The following is a 15,586-nucleotide window of genomic DNA, read 5'->3' as shown; positions in this document are numbered from 1 at the left end:
CGTCACCCGACCGCGCGGGCGCCCTCCGGGGCGGTGGCGGCGACGACGCGGACGGCCTCGGCGATCTGCTCGTCCGTCAGGTCGCCGCGCGCGGTCAGCCGCAGCCGCGAGATGCCGTCCGGGACGGACGGGGGGCGGAAGCAGCCGACGGCGAGCCCGGCCCGGCGGCAGTCGGCGGCCCAGCCGACGGCGGCCTCGGGGCCCGGGGCGCGGACGGACACCACGGCCGCGTCGGGGGCGGAGGCGTGCAGGCCGGCGGCGGCGAGGCGGGCGGACAGGCTGCGGGCCACCTCCCGGGCGCGCTCGGCGCGGTGGGGTTCGGCGCGCAGCAGCCGCAGCGCGCCGAGGGCGGCACCGGCGGCGGCGGGGGCGAGACCGGTGTCGAAGATGAAGGTGCGGGCGGTCTCGGTGAGGTGGCGGACCACCCGGCGGGGGCCGAGCACGGCGCCGCCCTGGGAGCCGAGCGACTTCGACAGGGTGACCGTGGTGACCAGGTCGGGCGCACCGGCGAGACCGGCGGCGGCCGGGGCACCGCTGCCGCCGGGGCCGAGGACGCCCAGGCCGTGCGCGTCGTCGACGAGCAGCGCGGCACCGAACCTCCGGGTGACGTCGGCGAGTTCGGCGAGCGGGGCGGCGTTGCCGTCGACCGAGAAGACCGAGTCGGTGACCACCAGCGCCCGGGGCCGCTCCCGCCCGGCGAGGATCCCGGCGACGGCGCCCGGATCGCTGTGCGGGGCCCGGTGGACGTCCGCCCGGGCGAGGCGGCAGCCGTCGATCAGCGAGGCGTGGTTGTAGGCGTCGGACACGATCAGGGTGTCCGGGTCGGTGAGCGCGGTGAGCGCGGCCAGGTTCGCGGTGTAGCCGGAGGAGAAGACGAGCGCGGCCTCGGCCCCGCAGAAGTCGGCGAGCTCCTGCTCCAGCTCGGTGTGCAGCGCGGTGGTCCCGGTCACCAGCCGGGAGCCGGTGGCACCGGCGCCCCAGCGCAGCGCGGCCTCGGCGGCGGCCCCGGTGACGGCGGGGTGGCGGGTCAGCCCGAGGTAGTCGTTCCCCGCGAGGTCCAGCACCGGGTCGTCGGCGGGCCGGCTGCGCAGCGTCCTGGTGAGCCCGGCCGCCGCCCGCTGCTCCGCGGTCTCGTCGAGCCAGTCGAAGACGGCGCCGGGAGCGAGGGTGCGCGGTTCGGGCGCGGTGCGGTTGACCATGCCCGGCACTCTGGCACGCCCGGCGCGACCCGGGCAATGTGCGCCGTGGCACACGGTCGGCGGGCGGAGGGCGCTGCCCTCGCGGTCGCCCGGCCCGCCCGTTCGTGCGCCCGGGCTTTGCCGGGGGTGGCGGCGAGCAGGCAAGATGGGGCGGTGACCCTCCTTGATCTGATGCCGAAGCCCGCCACGCCCGACGCGCTGTACGAGACGTTCGCCGCCTGGGCGGAGGAGCGCGGGATCTCGCTGTACCCGGCTCAGGAGGAGGCGCTGATCGAGCTGGTGTCGGGGAACAACGTGATCCTGGCGACGCCGACGGGCTCGGGGAAGAGCCTGGTGGCGGCGGGTGCGCACTTCGCGGCGCTCGCGGAGGGGAAGCGGACGTTCTACACGGCGCCGATCAAGGCGCTGGTGTCGGAGAAGTTCTTCGACCTGGTGAAGATGTTCGGGACCGAGCAGGTCGGCATGATGACGGGCGACGCCTCGGTGAACCCGACGGCGCCGATCATCTGCTGCACGGCGGAGGTGCTGGCGCAGATCGCGCTGCGCGACGGCACCCGGGCCGATGTCGGCCAGGTGGTCATGGACGAGTTCCACTTCTACGCGGAGCCGGACCGCGGCTGGGCCTGGCAGATCCCGCTGCTGGAGCTGCCGCAGGCGCAGTTCCTGCTGATGTCGGCGACGCTGGGCGACGTGCGGCGGTTCGAGGAGGACCTCACCCGGCGCACCGGCCGGCCGACGACGGTGGTGCGCAACACGACGCGTCCGGTGCCGCTATTCTACGAGTACCGCCGTACCACCATGCACGACACGCTGGAGGAGCTGCTGCAGACCGGCCAGGCGCCGGTGTATGTCGTGCACTTCACCCAGAAGGAGGCGGTGGACCGCGCGCAGTCGCTGATGAGCATCAACATGTGCTCGAAGGCGGAGAAGGACGCCATCGCCGAGCTGATCGGGAATTTCCGCTTCACCACCAAGTTCGGACGCAATCTTTCGCGTTTCGTACGGCACGGGATCGGTGTGCACCACGCGGGCATGCTTCCGAAGTACCGGCGGCTGGTCGAGCGGCTCGCCCAGGCGGGTCTGCTGAAGGTGATCTGCGGGACGGACACGCTCGGCGTGGGCGTCAATGTGCCGATCCGCACGGTGCTGTTCACGGCGCTGTCGAAGTACGACGGGCAGCGGGTGCGGATCCTGCGCGCCCGGGAGTTCCACCAGATCGCCGGACGGGCCGGACGGGCCGGGTTCGACACGGTGGGCCAGGTCGTGGCGCAGGCGCCCGAGCACGTCATCGAGAACGACAAGGCCGTCGCCAAGGCGGGCGACGACCCCAAGAAGAAGCGGAAGATCGTCCGCAAGAAGGCGCCGGAGGGCTTCGTCGGCTGGTCCGAGGAGACCTTCCAGAAGCTGATCGCCGCCGACCCGGAGCCGCTGGTCTCCCGGTTCAAGGTGACCCACGCGATGCTGCTGTCGGTGATCGCGCGGCCGGGCAACGCCTTCGAGGCGATGCGCAAGCTGCTCACCGACAACCACGAGGACCGGGCCTCGCAGCGCCGGCACATCCGCACCGCGATCGCCATCTACCGCTCGCTGCTGGAGGGCGGCGTGGTGGAACGGCTGCCGGAGCCGGACGCCGAGGGCCGGATCGTGCGCCTCACCCTGGACCTCCAGGAGAACTTCGCGCTCAACCAGCCGCTGTCCACCTTCGCCCTGGCCGCCTTCGAGCTGCTCGACCCGACCTCGCCGTCCTTCGCCATGGACGTGGTGTCGGTGGTCGAGGCGACCCTCGACGACCCGCGGCAGATCCTCGCCTCGCAGCAGAACAAGGCGCGCGGCGAGGCCATCGGCGAGATGAAGCGCGACGGCATCGAGTACGAGGAGCGGATGGAGCGGCTCCAGGAGATCACCTACCCGAAGCCGCTGGAGGAGCTGCTCACCCACGCCTACGAGGTGTACCAGCGGGCGCACCCGTGGATCGGCGACCACCAGCTCCAGCCGAAGTCGGTGGTGCGGGACCTCTACGAGCGGGCGATGACCTTCTCGGACTACGTCGGCTTCTACGAGCTGGCCCGCACCGAGGGCATCGTGCTGCGCTACCTGGCCGGCGCGTTCAAGGCGCTGGAGCAGACCGTCCCCGAGGACGTGAAGACCGACGACCTCAAGGACATCATCGCCTGGCTGGGCGAGCTGGTCCGCCAGGTCGACTCCAGCCTGCTGGACGAGTGGGAGCAGCTGGCCAACCCGACCGGACCGCAGACGGCCGAGGTGGTGCTGGACGACAAGCCGGCGCCGGTGACGGCGAACGCGCGGGCGTTCCGGGTGCTGGTGCGCAACGAGATGTTCCGCCGGGTCGAGCTGTGCGCACTGGAGCACTACGACGAACTGGCCGCGCTGGACGGCGAGTACGGCTGGGACGCGGACCGCTGGGCGGACGCCATGGACGGCTACTGGGACGAGTACGACGACCTGAGCACCGGTCCGAACGCGCGCGGCCCGAAGATGCTGATCATCGAGGAGGAGGACTCGGCCTGGCGGGTGCGGCAGATCTTCGACGACCCGGAGGGCGACCACGACTGGGGCCGGGTGGGTGAACGGGGGGGGGGCCGGGCCGCGCCCCGCCCCTCCCCCGTCCGGTCCGTGCCGCTACATCCAGACGAACGGCGCGCCCGCGCTGTGCGAGACGGCCCGGGTGGCCTCGTCGAGCTGCTGGTCGAGGCCGGGGGTGCTCGCCGAGGGCACCGGCAGCGGACTCGCCGGGGGGACGGACGCGCCGACGGTGGGCGAGGCGGTGCCGGCACCGGGGACGACGGGGGTGGCCGCGGGGGCGGCCACGCCGCCGGGGTACATCTCGGCGGGCCGCGAACTGGCCACCGTCACGTAGTGGCCGACGAGTTCGACGCGCGGCTCGATCGCGGGCCGGGCCGCTCCGGCCGCCAGCGCCGGCGCGGCGGAGGCGTCCGGGAGGATGAAGGCGACCGAGCCGGACTTGGCGCGCAGCGCCTCGGCGGCGCGGGCCGCGACCGCGGCGTCGGTGAAGCGCAGCAGGGTGACGCTGCTCAGCACCGGCCGGTCCTGGGCGGTGAAGCTGACCGCGAGGTAGCCCTTGCAGCCGGCCTCGCGCAGCAGGTCCAGGGTGCGGTCCTGGAGCACCTCGGTGCAGTTGTCGCCGCGCCGCACGCCGGAGCGCTTGCCCTTGTAGGAGCCGGACTCCACGATCCGCTGGGCGGGGAAGTAGGCCTCCACGTCGAGGGCCTCGGGGTCGACGAGGGTGCGCTGCGGCGGGTCGCCGACAATCGGCGGGGTCTTGGACGCCTCCTTGCTGGAGGGGCCCAGCCCGGGTATGTAGTCGCCGGGCGTGGGGCGGGTGACGATCCAGCCGCCGGCCGCGACCACGCCGGCGACGGTGATCCAGCCGACGACCCGTCGGGCGGTCACGCGTCTGGGCCGGTGGGCCCCGCCCGGCTGTTCGGACACGTCGTACGCCGGCCGCTCCGCCGGTGATTCTGCCGATGACGGGGCGCGCTCCCCCTGCGTGGTCATGCGGCCGATTGTATGCAGGTCACGAGTGGTGGAGATCACGGGGGCGGGGCGGCGGCCGGGGCGGTGGGAGAGGCGGCCGGGCAGCCGTCGGGACGGTCCGCGGGAGGCCCGCCGGGGGCCCTCGCCGGCGACGTGACCGGCACCACTACCGTGAGCTTCGACACTGTGACAACTCGCACATCCTCCCCGGGATCTTCTGGTGGGTTTCCTCTGGCGTCCGTCGCGGCCCAGCAGGCAGGATCAGGCGCATGGATCTGCTCGATACCCTCACCGCCAAGGGCCTGCGTGGGGAGACCCCCACCCGCGAGGAGGCGCTCGCCGTCCTCGCCACCACTGACGACGAGCTGCTCGACGTGGTCGCGGCCGCCGGGCGGGTGCGCCGGCGGTGGTTCGGCCGCCGGGTCAAGCTCAACTACCTGGTGAACCTGAAGAGCGGGCTGTGCCCGGAGGACTGCTCCTACTGTTCGCAGCGGCTGGGCTCCAAGGCCGAGATCCTGAAGTACACCTGGCTCAAGCCGGACCAGGCCGCCGAGGCGGCGAAGGCCGGCGTGTCGGGCGGCGCCAAGCGGGTCTGCCTGGTGGCGAGCGGCCGCGGTCCGACGGACCGTGACATCGACCGGGTGACCGACACCGTCGCGGCCATCAAGGACGCCGACCCGGCGGTGGAGATCTGCGCCTGCCTCGGTCTGCTCTCCGACAACCAGGCGGAGCGGCTGAAGGCGGCCGGTGTCGACGCCTACAACCACAACCTGAACACCTCCGAGGGCACCTACGGCGACATCACCACCACCCACACCTACGCGGACCGGGTGGACACCGTGCAGAAGGCGCACGGCGCGGGCCTGTCGGCCTGCTCGGGCCTGATCGCGGGCATGGGCGAGAGCGACGAGGACCTGGTGGACGTGGTCTTCGCGCTGCGCGAGCTGGGCTCCGACTCGGTGCCGGTGAACTTCCTGATCCCGTTCGAGGGCACGCCGCTGGCGAAGGAGTGGAACCTCTCGCCGCAGCGCTGCCTGCGGATCCTCGCCATGGTGCGGTTCGTGAACCCGGACACCGAGGTGCGGATCGCCGGCGGCCGCGAGGTGCACCTGCGCAGCATGCAGCCGCTGGGCCTGCACCTCGCCAACTCCATCTTCCTGGGCGACTACCTGACCAGCGAGGGCCAGGCCGGGCAGACCGACCTCGACATGATCGCGGACGCCGGCTTCGAGGTCGAGGGCATGGGCGAGAGCACCCTGCCCCGGCACCGGGCGGACATCGCGGCGGCGGCCACCGGCGGTTGCGGCAGTGGCTCCGCGGGCGGTGGCTGCGGCACGGGCGCCGTGTCCGGCGAGGGCGAGGGCGAGAGCGCGGACGCCGCTGTCGGCGGTGGCTGCGGCACGGGCGGCGGCTGCGGCCCCTGCGGCGGCCACGGGCACGCGGTGCCGGCGGCGACCGTCGGCGCGGCCGACGACAAGGACGCCGACAGGGCCGCCGACGAGGTGCGCACCGACCTGGTGCGGGTCCGCCGCCGCGGCGCCGGCACCGAGCTGGCGCCCAACGCCTGACGCCCCGCCCCGCCCCGTCCGGGGCCCGGTCCGGCCGGGCCCCGACCGCACCCCTCGGAAAGTGCTCCCCTCATGACCCAGCTGTCCACCGACACCCTGCTCGCGCTCGACCGGGCGCACGTCTGGCACCCGTACGGGCCGATGCCCGGCACCGCCACCCCGTACGTGGTGGAGTCAGCCTCCGGCGTCCGGCTGCGGCTGGCCGCACCGGTCGCGGGCGGGCGGCGCGAGCTGGTCGACGGCATGTCGTCCTGGTGGGCGGCGATCCACGGGTACGGGCACCCGGTGCTGGACGAGGCGGTGCGCGGGCAGTTGGGGCGGATGAGCCACGTCATGTTCGGCGGGCTCACCCACGAGCCCGCCGTCCGGCTGGCGGCCACCCTGGTGGAGATCACCCCGGAGCCGCTGCGGCACGTGTTCCTCGCCGACTCGGGCTCGGTGGCCGTCGAGGTCGCGATGAAGATGTGTCTGCAGTACTGGCAGTCCGTGGGCCGGCCGGAGAAGCGGCGGCTGCTCACCTGGCGCGGCGGCTACCACGGGGACACCTTCCACCCGATGTCGGTGTGCGACCCGGAGGGCGGCATGCACCAGCTGTGGGGCGGGGTACTGCCCCAGCAGCTGTTCGTGGACGAGCCGCCGGCCGGCTTCGACGCCCCGATCGACGACGCGTACGCCCGGGCCTTCGAGGAGCTGGTGGAGCGCCACGCGGGCGAACTGGCGGCGGTGATCGTGGAACCGGTGGTGCAGGGCGCCGGCGGGATGCGCTTCCACTCCCCCGCCTACCTCCGGATGCTGCGCGAACTGTGCGACCGGCACGGGGTGTTGCTCGTCTTCGACGAGATCGCCACCGGCTTCGGCCGCAGCGGCGAGCTGTTCGCCGCCGACCACGCGGGCGTCGCCCCGGACGTGATGTGCCTCGGCAAGGCGCTGACGGGTGGCTACCTCACCATGGCGGCCACCCTGTGCACCGCGGAGATCGCGGACGGCATCAGCCGCGGCGCGATGCCGGTGCTGGCGCACGGGCCGACGTTCATGGGCAACCCGCTGGCGGCGGCGGTCGCCAACGCCTCGATCGACCTGCTGCTCGGGCAGGACTGGGCGACCGAGGTGAAGCGGATCGGCACCGGGCTGGCCGCGGGCCTGGCGGACGCCGCCGCGCTGCCGGGCGTCAAGGACGTCCGGGTGCTCGGCGCGATCGGCGTCGTGCAGTTGGACCACCCGGTGGACATGGCGGCGGCGACCGAGGCCGCCGCGCGCGAGGGCGTCTGGCTGCGCCCGTTCCGGGACCTCGTCTACACCATGCCGCCGTACATCACCGGCGACGAGGACGTGGCGCGGATCGCCCGGGCCGTCACCGCGGCGGCCGCCGCCGGATGAGCGCCGCGGCCGGGAACACGACGGACAGGAACGGCAACGGCAACGAGAACATGGGTATGGGCATGGGCACGGACGGGGACATGAGCGGGAACGCGGGCAGCGGCCCTGGCACTGGAACGAACACGGGCACCGGCACCGGCACTGGCACCGGCACGGACGGCACCACGCGCGGACGCGTCGTCTTCGTCACCGGGACCGGCACCGAGGTCGGCAAGACCGTCACCACGGCGGCCGTCACGGCGAGCGCCCTGCGGGCCGGTCTGCGGGTCGCGGTGCTCAAGCCCGGCCAGACCGGGGTCGCCCCCGAGGAGCCGGGCGACGCCGAGGAGGTCCGCCGGCTGGCCGGGCCCGCGGCCCCGGCCCCGGACGCCCTCACCCTGCGCGAACTCGCCCGCTACCCCGAGCCCTTGGCGCCCGACACGGCGGCCCGCCGGTCCGGCCTGCCGTGCCTGGCGCCCGAGGACGTGGCGAAGGAGGTCGCGGCCCTGGCCGAGCGGCACGACCTGGTGCTGGTCGAGGGCGCCGGCGGGCTGCTGGTGCGCTACGACGAGCAGGGCCGGACGCTGGCCGACCAGGCCCGGGCGGTGCGTGAACTCGGCCTGCCCGCCGAGGTGCTGCTGGTGGCGACGGCCGGTCTCGGCACGCTGAACACCACCGCGCTCACGGCCGAGGCGCTGGCCGCGCGCGGTCTGCCGCTGCTCGGCGTGGTGGTCGGCGCCTGGCCGGACTCCCCCGGGCTGGCCGACCGCTGCAACCTCGCCGACCTGCCGCGGGCGGCCGCCGGTGCGCCGCTGCTCGGCGCGCTGCCCGAACGGGCGGGCCGGGCGGCGGACTTCACCGCGCTCGCGGTCGCCGCGCTCGCGCCCGCGCTGCACGGCAGTTGGGACGCCGCCGCCTTCACCGCCGAGCACGGGGCCGGCTGAACCCGGGGGCCGGGGACCGACCGAACCGGGGACGGTCACCGGGGGGCGACAGGGCACGCACCGCCGCCCACCACCGCGCACCGCCACGCCCCCTGCGCCCCCGGTGGCGGAACCGCACCGTTTTCGCTCGATCGGGTGAGATCGCGGCCCGACCCCGCCCCCGGCCCCCGGACGCTCAATACGGTTCTCCGCATGACGGATGGCCTGATGGTGGACGAGGCCCTGCGGGCCCTGGCCGCGCTCGAAGCGGCTTGGAAGGACGACGACGAGGCCCTGGCCGCGCTGGCCGCCGGGGGGCCGACCGAGCAGCCGCTCGCCGCACTGGTCGCGCGCTACGGCGAGCACGCCGTCGACACGCTGATGGCGCTGGCCTTCGGCCTGCGGTCGAGCATGACCGACGAGGAACTCGCCGAACTCACCGACGCGGTGAGCTCCAACATCGGCGCCCGGATGAGCGCCCTGCTCACCCGGACGCTGCGCGCCTGGGGCGAGACGGCCGGGGACGACCTGGGCGTGGTCAAGGTGATCGCGCACGCGGTGATCGACGCCATGCGGGCCGTCACCGAGGAGCCGAGCAAGACCGATGTGCTGCCCCTGCTCGCCACTTTCCGCACCTACGCGCTGAGCGACAGTTCCTGACGGTTCGTCAGTCACGAGGGTTCCCGGACGGCGGAGGCGGGCGCCCGAACCGGGGTCCGATCCGGCCATCAGGCGGCCTTGAAGTGCCCTTGACACCCTCAAAGGTCTATACCATGCTGCCATCCGGCGCCCGGACGGCGGAGTCTTCTCCGCTTCCGCGGCGCCATTTCGGCGCAGGTGAGAGCGACGAACGGGGGCCGTATTGTGCTGGTGCATATCCTGGGACCACTCCAGGTCGACGTCGACGGAAGGCCGGTACCACTCGGGGGACGACGCAGCCAACTCCTGCTGGCGACCCTCGCCCTGACACCCAACTGGGTCGTCCCGCTGGACCGGCTGGTGGACAACCTGTGGGGCGCCGCCCCACCGGCCAGCGCCCGGACGCAGATCCGGATCTGCGTCTCGCAGCTGCGCCGCGTGTTCGCCGACGCGGGCGCGCCACCGGTGATCGAGACCCATCCGAACGGCTACCGGCTCCGACTCGGGCCCGGTGAGCTGGACGCCACGCTGTTCAACGAGGAGGTCGCCCGCGCCCGGATGCGGGCCGCCGCCGGCCACCTCCCCGAGGCCGCCGCCGTCCTGCGGCAGGCCCTCGCCCGGTGGACCGGGCCCGCCATGGCGGGCCTGGACTGCCCGGCGCTGGAGTCCTGGGCCCGCCGGCTGGAGGAGAACCGGCTGCGCGCGGTCGAGGAGCGGGTGCGCCTGGAACTGGCCCTCGGCCGCTCCGGGGACCTGGTCGGCGAGCTGCTCGAACTGGTCTCCGCGCATCCGTTCCGCGAGCATCTGCACGCCCTGCTGATGCAGGCCCTGCACAGCTCCGGGCGGACCGTGGAGGCGCTCGGCGTCTACCGCACCCTGCGCGCCCAGCTGGTCGAGGAGCTGGGCCTGGAGCCGGGGCCGGAGCTGCGGACGCTGGAGCAGGACATCCTCAACGGCGCCTGCCCGGCCCGCTGAGCCGTCCGTCGGGCCTCCCGGACCCGGCCCGTCCGCCCCGGCCGCGCCGGCCGCTCCCGGTCCCCCGGGCCACCCGCCCGGGCCGGGCCGGGCCGGGCCGGCCGGTGCGGCTCGGCCGATGTGCCTCGGCCAGTGCGGCTCAGCCGGTGTGCCGCCACCAGAACGACCCCGGCTCGTAGTGCTCGGTGACCCCGAGCCTGCGCCAGAGCGGCTCGGCGATCCGCCGCAGCTCCGGGTCGGCGTGCACGAAGGCGTCCGGCAGCTCGACGTCGAACCGCCCCGGCGCGGCCGTCAGCAGCGCCGCCAGCAGGTACTGCTCGGAGTAGTGCCGCCAGCGCCACGAGCTCGGGTAGTCCGCCGGGAGCATGATGTCGTGCACGTGGACGATCACCCCCGGCTTGAGCACCGGCAGCACCTCGAAGAAGAACACCGCGACGTCCGAGCCCATGTGGAGCCGGTGCGACCCGTCGAAGAAGACGATGTCGCCCGGCTCCAGCTCGCGGAACACCGCGAGGTCGGCGTGCTGGAGCGGGGTGCGGACCACCTCGTCGCAGAGCCGGTCCACGGTGGCGCGCGGGGCCGGGTCGATCGAGGTGATCCGGGTGCTCAGCCCGAGGTCCTCGACGGCCCGGCGGGCGAACTTGGTGGAGTTGCCGGAGCCGATCTCCAGGTAGCGGGCGGGCCGCAGCTCGGCCAGGAACCCGTACAGCGACAGTGCGTCCAGCGGCGGCAGCCAGCCGTTGTTCCAGTACGGCGTGGAGCCGGCCGCGGTGCCCCGCAGCGGGATGCCGCCCAGCGAGTCGCCCAACTCCACGAAGCCGGCCAGGCGTTCCGCGTAGCGCTCCCGGTTCTTCTCCAACAGCTCCCGCACCTCGGTGAGTTCGGCGCGCGGCTCAGGGGTGACCACGTGGTCCCAGAACAGCGGTTTGCGCAGCCCGAACGCCCACAGGGTGAGACCGTGCAGCACCGGCCGCTCGCCGAGCCAGTCCACCGGCCGGCGGAGCGCGGGCAGGCGCTCCAGCAGTTCGACGCCGGAGGCGGTACGGACGGCGGTCCGCAGATCCTTGAGCACCATGTCGTGTCCTTTCGGGGGGTTCAGAGCGAGAGCCAGAGGTCCTGCAGCCGGTGTTCGGAGATGCCCTCGGCGGACCGGAAGTCGTAGCGGTGGACCTTCACCGGGCCCCGGGTGAAGCTCCAGTCCAGCCGCCAGAGCGGGTAGGGGCGGTTGATCGCGCTGTCCCAGTCGAAGCCGGCCGGTGCGGAGAACTTCCAACTCAGCGGCAGGAAGTCATTGTTGGCGCGAATCGCGTCGTCCGCGAGCGAGCGGACCCCGTCCAGGTCGCGCATCGCGGGACTGGCGTTGAAGTCGCCGGCGATCAGCGTGCGGTTGGGGTTGCCCTTGAGGTCGGTCTCCAGGCCCCGGATCTCCTCCTGGCGCCAGGCGAACTTGCGCTTGAAGTAGGAGTCGAAGTCGAAGCCCGAGAACGGGTCGAGGTCGGGCGCCAGCGGCACGGTGACATGCACGTTGTAGACGCTGAGCAGGGTGCCGCCGACCTGGAGGTCGGTGCGCATCACCTTGTCGCGGGCGAAGATCCGGCTGAAGGAGGCGTCCGCCTCCAGCGCGGCGCCGGTGCCGACCGAGCGCTGCGAGACGATCGGGTAGCGCGAGATCGTGAGCAGTTCGCCGGTGCGGGCGATGTGGTAGCCGGGGAACTCGGCGGCGAGCCGGGCGTCGTCGTCGAGCCGGCGGTAGCCGTCCTCACCGAGGCCGGGCTGCCAGACCACGTGCTCCTGGAACAGGTACACATCGGCGTTCTGACGGTGAATCAGGCTGTAGAGCCGGTCGACGCCGGTGGACGCGGCCCAGTACTGGGTGTTGAAGGAGACCACGTGCAGCGCTCCGGCCGGCACCGTCCGCTCGCCGTGCCACAGGGCGGGCCAGTTGAGGCCGGAGCCGGTGGTGAGGCCGAGCAGCAGCGGCGGCAGGGCGAGTCCGAGCGCCCAGCCGCGGCGGGGGCCGCAGGCGCCCGCGGCGGCGAGCACCAGGAACAGCGGCACGGCGACGAGGAGGACCGGCGGGACGGCGTCGAACAGGATCGCCCAGTGCCAGCGTCCGCTGACCGACCAGCGGAAGAAGGCGTAGAGCAGCCAGGCGCCGGTGAGGCCGACCAGGGCGCGGCCGTACCAGGTGCGCAGCCGCCGGGCGGCCCGGCGGGCCCGGGTGGGTTCGGGGGCCGGTCCGCCGTCCGGTCCGTCGGCGGGTGCCTCGGCGGTCGCCCCGGCCGGGTCGTCCCGCCGGTACATCCGGCGGAACTCCCGGCTGACCGCGAACCGGCCGACCCCGGCGGCGAGTCCGGCGGTGACGACGGCGTTCAGCAGGAGGTGGCAGAGGGTGAAGAAGGCGAGGAAGCGGTAGCCGCGCTCCTGGCGGACGAAGCGGTACTGCCCGAGGTCGGTGAGGACGAAGGCGGCGAGCAGCAGGGCGGTGGCGAGCGCGGCCGCGGGCTGCCAGGCGATCAGGGGCAGGCTCAGCAGGGTGAGTGCGGCGAGCACCGAGGCGAGGGCCCGGCCGGGGGTCTCCATGCCCTGCATCGCCCGTCCGCGGTCGAGGTAGAACGGCACCCGCAGCCGGCTGCGCACGAAGGCCTTGCGCAGCAGCGGGCGGAGCCGGTTCTCGTCGGAGAGCCGGCCCCGGACGCGTGAGGTGAGCAGCATGGGGTGGCGGGCGGCGAGCCGTTCGGCGTGGTCGATCTCCTCGGTCTGGCGCAGTGCCGGGTTGAACGGTCCGGCTTCCAGGAAGGCGGTGCGGCGGACGGCGCCGAGGGCGTAGAAGCCTCCGCTGACCAGTCCTTCGGCGCTCTTGCGCCAGTAGTGGTACTGGAGGATGCGGTACTGGCCGACGGGGCCCTCGGGGAACAGGGGTTCCTTGTCGGGGACGCCGAACACGGCGCCGTACTCGGGGTGTTCGGCGAAGACGGCGACGGCTTCGGCGACGGCGTCGGGGTGCATCGCGAGGTCGGCGTCGAGGAAGAAGACGATGTCGCCGGTGGCGTGTTCGACGCCGAGGTTGCGGGTGGCGCCGGGGCCGCCGTTGCGTTCGGCGCGGATCAGGGTGACGGGGTGGGCGGCGGCGAGCGCGGCGGAGTCGTCGGTGCTGGCGTCGTCGACGACGATCACCTCGTGCACGGGGTGGCTCTGGGCGAGGACGGAGCCGAGGCAGAGGTCGACGGTGCGGCTGTCGTTGTACATCGGCACGACCACCGAGACGAGCGGTGTGGTGGGCATGGCTCCTCGTTCGGAACGGCGGGGGGGGTCAACGGGCTCGGGTTTCCGGTGAGTTCGTTCAGGTGAGCTGGAAGGTGAGCAGGAGGGCGACCCAGAGCGCGGCGGTGGCGAGCATGGCCCGGTCGCGCAGCAGGGTGTGCACGGGGTTCCCGCCCTCGGCGTGCACGACGACGATCTGCAGGTAGCGGAACAGGGCGAACAGGGCCAGCGGGGCGGTGAGCAGCGCGCCGGTCTCGTAGCCGGACTCGGTGCGCAGGTACAGCAGGTAGCCGACGACGGTGAGTCCGGAGCAGAGCACCAGCACCAGGTCGAGGAAGTGCGCGGAGTAGCCGACCAGCGCGGGGCGGTGGCCGCTGCCGGCGACGCCGAGTTCGTGGCGTCGTTTGCCGACGATGAGGACCAGGCAGAGGGTGAGCACGGTGAGCACCAGCCAGGCGGAGAGCGGTCGTCCGCTGGCCCCGTAGCCGCCGAGCAGGCGGAGCACGAAGCCGGTGGCGACGACGAACACGTCCAGCAGCGGGAGGTGTTTGAGCCGCCAGCTGTAGGCGGCGTTGACGCCGAGGTAGAGCAGGACGGGTGCGGCGACGCCCGGTCCGGCGACGGCCAGCACGGGCACGAGCAGGGCGGCGAGGAGCAGCGCGAGGCCGACGGCGGTGCGCGGGGCGACCCGTCCGGAGGCGAGCGGCCGGTGGCGTTTGACGGGGTGGCGGCGGTCGCGTTCGACGTCGGCGAGGTCGTTGACGACGTAGACGAGCGAGGAGGCGAGGACGAAGGCGCCGACGGCGACGGCGATCCGGGCGGTCATGTCCCAGGCGAGGTCGGCGCCGAGCAGGGGCAGCGGGACGACCAGGATGTTCTTGGGCCACTGGCCGGGCCGGAGCAGGGCGAGCGGTGCGGGCAGCCGGGAGGGCCCGGCGGTGCGGCGGGCGGGCTCGGGCGGTCCTTCGGGGCGGCCCGTCTCGTGCTGCGAGCTCTGTTCGCTCAGGGAGGTCATGGCGGAGCGCTCCTCAGAAGAAGATCTTCACGGCGGACAGCAGTCCCTGGCTCCACGGGTCGCGGCTGGTGCGGCCCGCGTCGGGGCCGCCGGTGCGCGGGGCGGCCGGGGTCTCGTGCCGGGCGGTGCGCCACCAGTCGTAGGTGCGCAGGATGGCGTCCCGGTTGGAGAGCTTGGGGTCGAAGCCGAGCCGGTCGCGGGCCTTGTCGATGGAGACGTAGGAGTCGGCGGTGAGCTTGTGCAGCAGGCGTCCGTAGACGGGCGACAGGCGGGCGCGCTGCAGGGTGTTGAGGACGGCGAGGGCGGGCCGGGCGGGCAGGCCGACGACGTGCTTGCCGTGGCCGGCGGCGTCCAGGACGGCCTGGAAGTCCTCGCGCAGGGTGCCGAATTCGGCGGCGGCGAGGTTGTAGGTGTCGTTGGCGAGGTGGTCGGGGGCGTGCAGGACGGTGACCACGGCGTCCACCAGGTCGTCGATGCCGAACATCTGGGTGCGGACGTCGCCCCGGCCGAGCACGGGGAAGTTGCGGCCCTCCTCGGCCCATTCGAAGAGCATCGCGAACAGGCCCATCCGGCCGGGGCCGACGAAGGTCTTGGGCCGCAGGATCGGGACGCACAGGCCGTCGGCGCGGTGGCGTTCGGCGATCTCCTCGGCGGCGGCCTTGGCGCGGCTGTAGGTGTCGACGGGTTCGCGGGGGTGGGTCTCGGGGGTGGGGACCCGGCGGGGCAGGCCGTAGACGGCGGTGGAGGAGATGTGCACCACGCGCGGGGTGCCGGCGGCGCGGGCGGCGGCGAAGACGGCGCGGGTGCCGTCGACGATGATGGAGCGGATCTGCTCGTCCGGGTAGCTGGGGAGCGCGGCAGCGGCGTGGACCAGGATGTCGGCGCCGTGCAGGGCGCGGTCGAGGGCGGTGCGGTCGCGGATGTCGCCGACCACCTCGACGCCGGGGCCGGGGCGCAGGTCGATGCCGCGTACGTGGTGGCCGTCGGCGGTGAGGCGTTCGGCGAGACGGGAGCCGAGCATGCCGGCGGCGCCGGTGACGGCCACGGTGAGGCGGGGGCCGGGGCGGGTGTCGGTACGGGCTTCGGGGTGGGCGTCTGCGTCGGGGCGGGCTTCGGGGGCGGTGCCGGAGC

General features: G+C 73.8%; 10 protein-coding genes and 1 pseudogene. 6 read left to right on the top strand and 5 right to left on the bottom strand.

The window, feature by feature from the left end; translation table 11 throughout:
• Window positions 1-2 precede the first annotated feature (2 nt).
• Entirely contained in the window at window positions 3-1,199 is a 1,197-nt protein-coding gene (locus IF01_RS0124505) for an 8-amino-7-oxononanoate synthase (protein WP_037780976.1), read from the bottom strand.
• Between the two features lie 153 nt (window positions 1,200-1,352).
• Here IF01_RS0124505 and IF01_RS0124500 point away from each other — a divergent pair.
• The 6 genes and pseudogenes from IF01_RS0124500 to IF01_RS0124470 form a co-directional block, all read left to right on the top strand.
• Window positions 1,353-3,776 (top strand): annotated as a pseudogene (locus IF01_RS0124500) (DEAD/DEAH box helicase); the annotation flags it as partial.
• A 1,208-nt stretch (window positions 3,777-4,984) separates the two neighbouring features.
• The gene (bioB, locus tag IF01_RS0124490) at window positions 4,985-6,283 is read left to right on the top strand and encodes a biotin synthase BioB (RefSeq protein WP_030395685.1); all 1,299 of its coding nucleotides are present in this window, start codon (window positions 4,985-4,987) and stop codon (window positions 6,281-6,283) included.
• Window positions 6,284-6,355: 72 nt separating this feature from the next.
• The gene (locus IF01_RS0124485; RefSeq protein WP_030395684.1) at window positions 6,356-7,660 is read left to right on the top strand and encodes an adenosylmethionine--8-amino-7-oxononanoate transaminase; all 1,305 of its coding nucleotides are present in this window, start codon (window positions 6,356-6,358) and stop codon (window positions 7,658-7,660) included.
• Window positions 7,657-8,583: a dethiobiotin synthase gene (gene bioD, locus IF01_RS0124480; RefSeq protein ID WP_244215614.1), complete on the top strand. Its 927-nt coding sequence runs from the start codon at window positions 7,657-7,659 to the stop codon at window positions 8,581-8,583. Before IF01_RS0124485 ends, bioD begins: the two co-directional genes overlap by 4 nt.
• Window positions 8,584-8,775: 192 nt before the next feature.
• Window positions 8,776-9,222, top strand: coding sequence for a hypothetical protein (locus IF01_RS0124475; RefSeq protein ID WP_063764289.1), 447 nt, complete (start codon window positions 8,776-8,778; stop codon window positions 9,220-9,222).
• A gap of 210 nt (window positions 9,223-9,432) precedes the next feature.
• Window positions 9,433-10,176, top strand: a complete 744-nt coding sequence (locus IF01_RS0124470; RefSeq protein WP_149030370.1) for an AfsR/SARP family transcriptional regulator — start codon at window positions 9,433-9,435, stop codon at window positions 10,174-10,176.
• 139 nt (window positions 10,177-10,315) lie between these two features.
• On the opposite strand, the gene IF01_RS0124465 is transcribed toward IF01_RS0124470, so the two are convergent.
• From IF01_RS0124465 to IF01_RS0124450, 4 genes are read right to left on the bottom strand one after another with little or no spacing between them, the layout of a single operon-like run.
• Window positions 10,316-11,251 carry a class I SAM-dependent methyltransferase gene (locus tag IF01_RS0124465; RefSeq protein WP_051756117.1) on the bottom strand — a complete coding sequence of 312 codons (936 nt, stop codon included), beginning with the start codon at window positions 11,249-11,251 and terminating at the stop codon, window positions 10,316-10,318.
• A 20-nt stretch (window positions 11,252-11,271) separates the two neighbouring features.
• Window positions 11,272-13,461: a glycosyltransferase gene (locus IF01_RS49340; RefSeq protein ID WP_078880259.1), complete on the bottom strand. Its 2,190-nt coding sequence runs from the start codon at window positions 13,459-13,461 to the stop codon at window positions 11,272-11,274.
• A 58-nt stretch (window positions 13,462-13,519) separates the two neighbouring features.
• Entirely contained in the window at window positions 13,520-14,455 is a 936-nt protein-coding gene (locus tag IF01_RS0124455; protein WP_030395678.1) for a UbiA prenyltransferase family protein, read from the bottom strand.
• Between the two features lie 13 nt (window positions 14,456-14,468).
• A complete protein-coding gene (locus tag IF01_RS0124450; protein ID WP_030395677.1) occupies window positions 14,469-15,500 on the bottom strand; it encodes an NAD-dependent epimerase/dehydratase family protein in 1,032 nt (343 codons plus the stop codon).
• Window positions 15,501-15,586: the final 86 nt, after the last annotated feature.

Origin of the sequence: Kitasatospora purpeofusca (genome assembly GCF_000718025.1) — a bacterium.
Lineage (GTDB): Bacteria > Actinomycetota > Actinomycetes > Streptomycetales > Streptomycetaceae > Kitasatospora > Kitasatospora purpeofusca.
Note: the sequence above shows the minus strand (reverse complement) of the source record. Positions and strands in the feature narration are given on the sequence as shown.